This is a genomic window from Cytophagia bacterium CHB2, assembly GCA_030263535.1.
Lineage (GTDB): Bacteria > Zhuqueibacterota > Zhuqueibacteria > Zhuqueibacterales > Zhuqueibacteraceae > Coneutiohabitans.
In genome coordinates, this window is the sequence record SZPB01000436.1 from 1 (window position 1) to 4730 (window position 4730).

Here is a 4730-nt window from a genome sequence, read left to right on the forward strand (position 1 = left end):
GTGCGCCTGCGCAATCTCCCCGGCCGTGCGGTGCGCCCTCACAATGCAATCGCTGACTGAAACTCCATCGCGATAATTGGCCGCAAAATGCAATCCCGGGAAGTCTCTCTCTAACCGATTGATAATCTGCTGGTAGCGCTGATGGCCCAGCGCATACTGCGGAATGGCGCGCGCATAGCGGCGCACGTGCATGAACTCCGGCCGGTCGTGTGCGCCGATAAGTTCGCGCAACTCTTGAAGCGTCAGCTCGATGAGTTTTTCATCATTCAAATCCGCGAGATGCGGCTGGCGCGCCCCGCCGATGAACGTGGTGAGCAACACACGCCCGGCCGGCGCGCGCTCGGGAAAAATTGAGGAATTCCACAGCGTGCCCAAAATCTGGCGCTTTTCCTTTTTGGGAGCGAGAAAGCCAAAACCATCGAGCGGGTGTTGAACATCTTCCTGCTTGAAGCCCGTGGTCAGTACAACGACCGGGGCATAGGGAATCTGCTGCAACGGGCGGCATGCCTCGGCCAATTCTCCAGAGAAGATTTCTAATAGACGATTCGTTGGAATTGTCAGCACGAGATGTTGCACTGCGAGAGAATAACTCTCACCCCGCTGCCGGAAACTCACTTGCCAATTTGCCTCAATGGGATCGCGTGCGATTTGAAGATTTGAAATTTCATAGAGGATGTTCCGGCCCAGCTTCTGCGCCAGTGCGGTGTTGAGTTGTCCCAAACCGCGGCGGAACGAAAGCATGCGGGCCCGGTCTTTGGCCTTATCTTCGCGTTGCGCGCGCTCTTTGCGCCCGCGAATAGCGCCGCGAATCAAACTGCCGTAGTTTGCCTCCAAAGCCTTGAGCTTGGGAAAAGCGCAGGCGACGCTCAGATTGTCCGGGTCACCGGCATAAACGCCGGCCACGAACGGATCGATGGCATAATCGAGAAACTCGTTGCCCAAACGACGGCGCACGAATGAAGCGATGGATTCATCTTCTGTCGCCGGCAAGGGCGCGATAAACGGCTCGCGCATCAACCGCAGCTTGGCGGCGGGACTGAACAGCGGGGTGCGCAAAAATGCCAACGGACTCATGGGCAGCGCTTGCAAGCGCGCGTTTTTGACGATGTACCGCCGTTTGGCTTGCGGCCCGGCGGCGATCATATCATCCTGCAAACCGGCGAGCGCAATCAGCTCTCCAATCCGCGGCGAGGTTTCGAGCAAACTGTTGGGGCCGGTTTCACAAAGATAGCCGTTGTGCAACTCGGTCTGCATCACGCCGCCGGCTTGAGACGCGGTTTCCAGCACGGCGACGGACACGCCTTGCTGGCGCAGCCACGCGGCGCACGCCAATCCGGAAATGCCCGCGCCGATGATGAGGGCGTCAGTGGTTTTTTCTTCGAGCATATTCTTCGAGCATAATCGTAAAGGTAAAAGCTAATGACAGGAAAATGTATGTCAGGAAAATGTATGTCAGGAAAATGTATGTCAGGAAAATGCAAGCCGAATAAATATTTTTCTGCCCTTCATCTTTTTGCCATTTGATTTGATCAAATTACCATCACACCGTGCGTGAAAACAGCGCGCGGTTTTGCTTTTGGGTCAGATAAGAATCGAATGTCATGGCGATGTTGCGAATCAACAATCGCCCCATGGGCGTGACGATGATTTGCTCATCGTTCATCTCCAGCAAACCGTCGTCTTCAAGCTCGCGCAAGCTTTCCAAAGCGGGCATGAAGTAGGCGTCGAAATCAATGCCGAAATCACTCACGACGGAGCGCCGATCGAGGCGCATGTCGCACATCAACCGGGTGATCACGTGGCGGCGCAGTTGATCATCCCACGACAAGCGGCAGCCGCGCGCCGTTGCCAGACGGCCTTCCGACATGCGTTTGTAGTAATGCCCCAATTCCTTGACGTTTTGCGCATACACATCGCCGACCATGCTGATGCCGGTGATGCCGAAAGCATACAAATCGCAATTCGCGTGAGTGGAATAACCCTGGAAGTTGCGATATAAGTTTCCGGAGGCTTGCGCCACCGCAAGCTCGTCATGCGGTTGCGCAAAATGATCCATGCCGATGTAAACGTAACCGGCTTCCTGCACCATCTCGATCGTTTGTTTGAGTATTTGCAGCTTTGTTTCCGGTGAGGGCAGCTTGTCTTCTGTAATGACGCGCTGATGTTTTTTCATCCAGGGCACGTGGGCGTAGTTGAACACCGCCAGACGCTCGGGCTGCATGGTCAAAATCAGGCGCAGCGTTTCTGCAAACGTTTCTTGCGTTTGAAACGGCAGGCCGTATATCAAATCCAAATTGATGCTGCCGAAGCCCAATTCGCGCAGGGTTGCGAGCGTCCACTCCGTAAGCTCGTAAGGCTGCACCCGATTCACCGCGGCCTGCACTTCCGGATTGAAATCTTGCACGCCCAGGCTGGCGCGATTGAAACCCGCCTCGCGCAACGCTTCGAGATGGCCGCGCTCAAGGCCGCGTGGATCGATCTCCACGCTGATCTCAGCGTCGCGGGTAAAATTGAAATGTTTGTGAATGAAGCGTCCGAGACGCGCAATTTGTTGCGGCGAAAGATAAGTCGGCGTGCCGCCGCCCCAGTGCAGTTGCTCGACTTTGCGGCTGTGATCGATCAAACCCGCGGTCAACGCGATTTCCCGCTCGAGGTGATCGAGATAATCATCGATGCGCTTGGAATTGTGCGTGATGATCATGTTGCAGGCACAAAAGTAACACAGGGTATCGCAGAAGGGCAAATGAAAATACAGCGACAGCCCGCGATCGGCGGCGTCGGATTCATTCGTTTTGAGGATTTCGCCGAGAAATTCCTGCGCGCCAAAGGATTCGGTGAATTGCGGGGCCGTAGGATAGCTGGTGTAGCGCGGCCCGGGGCGATCGTATTTGCGCAACAAATCGAGATTGATGTCGAGGGTTGTATTCATATTCAGGCCTGACAATAATCAAAAGCTATGACAGAAAAATGATTGGCAGGAAAATTGTGACCGTGATCTTTTTCGATAACCATTTTGGGGGCCAATCATCTTTCTGCCATTAAAATTCTGCCTTGTGTTTTCACCTGCCATATTCCTTCACTGCTTGAATCAACGCTTTCACGTTTTCCACGGGCGTTTCCGGCAGGACGCCGTGGCCAAGATTGAAAATGTGGCCGGTTGCGCCTTTCATTTTCTGCAGAATGTTGTAGACTTCCCGGCGGATAACTTCCGGACGCGAAAACAAGACTCCAGGATCGAGATTGCCTTGCAGCGGAAGGCGGTCGCCGGTGAGTTGCCGCGCTTCGGCAAGATCGATCGTCCAATCCAAACCCAGAACCGAGGCCCCGCTTTGGGCCAGGGCCGGCAGGCCGCTGCCTCGCCCGCGCAGAAAAAAGATCGCCGGCTGTTGCGTGCGCTTGAGGCCGGAGATCAATTGCTTGACATAGCGCAGCGAGAATTCTTCATAAACTTGCGGGCTCAGACAATCGCCCCAGGAATCGAAAATCTGCACAGCGTCAGCGCCGGCGCGCAGTTGCGCATTGAGAAAATCGCGCAAATTTTCTGTGATCAGGGCAAGCAACTCGTGCAAAAGTCCGGGCTGGCTGTACAGCATGGTTTTGGCGTTCACGAAATTTTTGGAGCCGTGCCCTTCGATCATGTAGGTTGCCAATGTCCACGGCGAGCCGCAAAATCCGATGAGCGGGACGGTGCCGGCTAGTTTTTCCTTCGTCAGCCGGATCGCCTCCAGCACGTAATCCAAATGCGCCTCAGCTTGCACGCGGCGGAGTTTTTTGAAATCCTCGGGCGTGCGCAATGGCGCCGGGAAGCGCGGGCCGGAGCCTTCATGAAATTCCAGCGTCATGCCCATGGCCTCCGGCATCACCAAAATATCTGAAAAGATGATGGCGGCATCGAAGCCGAGAATTTCGATGGGTTGCACGGTTACTTCCGCGGCCAGCGCGGGCGTGCGATAAAGCGCCTGAAAATCCACTTTCGCGCGTGTGGCGCGATAGGCCGGCAAATAACGGCCGGCCTGGCGCATGATCCAAATCGGCGTGCGCGACACCGGCTCGCCGTGACAGGCGCGCAAGAACAGAGAATTTGAAGAGGTTGTATTCAAATGAGAAGCTCCGATTGCACGATTCTAATCAATAACAAACTGCCCGGGCGATTCGTTAGAAAGCTTGTACACGTTTCATAACATTTAAACTCGTACTTTCGAATCGCCCGGGCGGTAGCTCTCAAAATGCTCCGCCAGCGCGGCGATCATACTCTCCGCTGTGGCCTGCGCCGGTTGCACGAAATCATTTACTTTGGCGTCGCACAATGCCGCGGCAGTCGTTGGTCCGATGACGGCAATAACCGGACGAGGCAGCAATTCTGGCCAGGAGAACATTTCAAAAAAACGGCGCGCGGCCGAGGGGCTGGTGAATGTGACCGCATCAATCACGCCAGAGTCCAGCGCGGCGCGAATATAATCAAGATTATCCGGCGTGTCCGGCGCAATGGTATAAAGTTCCATCACGTCAACATAAACCCCGCGGCGCTGCAATTCTTCGGGAATGAAACTGCGCGCGTTATCCGCGCAGGGATAAAGCACGCGATCGCCGGCTCGCACACCCTGCTTCAGCATCGTCTCGCGGTGGTTCGGGTGTTCGTAGTCCGCGACCATCGCCATAACCGGACGCCACAGCAGCACGCGGGCCATGTACTCCGACCAGATGTACTTGCGCCAGTTGATGTCCAGCAT

General features: G+C 55.4%; 4 protein-coding genes. All 4 read right to left on the minus strand.

Annotated features, from left to right (window positions below):
* Positions 1–1386, minus strand: a 1386-nt coding sequence (hemG, locus tag FBQ85_26705; protein ID MDL1878724.1) for a protoporphyrinogen oxidase, incomplete at its 3' end; no start/stop codon positions are given.
* A gap of 154 nt (positions 1387–1540) precedes the next feature.
* On the minus strand, positions 1541–2929 hold the full coding sequence (hemN, locus tag FBQ85_26710; protein ID MDL1878725.1) for an oxygen-independent coproporphyrinogen III oxidase: 1389 nt from the start codon (positions 2927–2929) through the stop codon (positions 1541–1543).
* A 130-nt stretch (positions 2930–3059) separates the two neighbouring features.
* The gene (locus FBQ85_26715; protein MDL1878726.1) at positions 3060–4100 is read right to left on the minus strand and encodes a uroporphyrinogen decarboxylase; all 1041 of its coding nucleotides are present in this window, start codon (positions 4098–4100) and stop codon (positions 3060–3062) included.
* Positions 4101–4184: 84 nt separating this feature from the next.
* Complete coding sequence (locus tag FBQ85_26720) at positions 4185–4730, minus strand: uroporphyrinogen-III synthase (GenBank protein ID MDL1878727.1); 546 nt, start codon at positions 4728–4730, stop codon at positions 4185–4187.

What these genes read in the sequence shown, in the direction of transcription:
- hemN (MDL1878725.1), bottom strand. Translation starts at nt 2,929, where the DNA reads ATGAATACAACCCTCGACATCAATCTCGATTTGTTGCGCAAATACGAT.
- FBQ85_26720 (MDL1878727.1), bottom strand. Translation starts at nt 4,730, where the DNA reads ATGCTGGACATCAACTGGCGCAAGTACATCTGGTCGGAGTACATGGCC.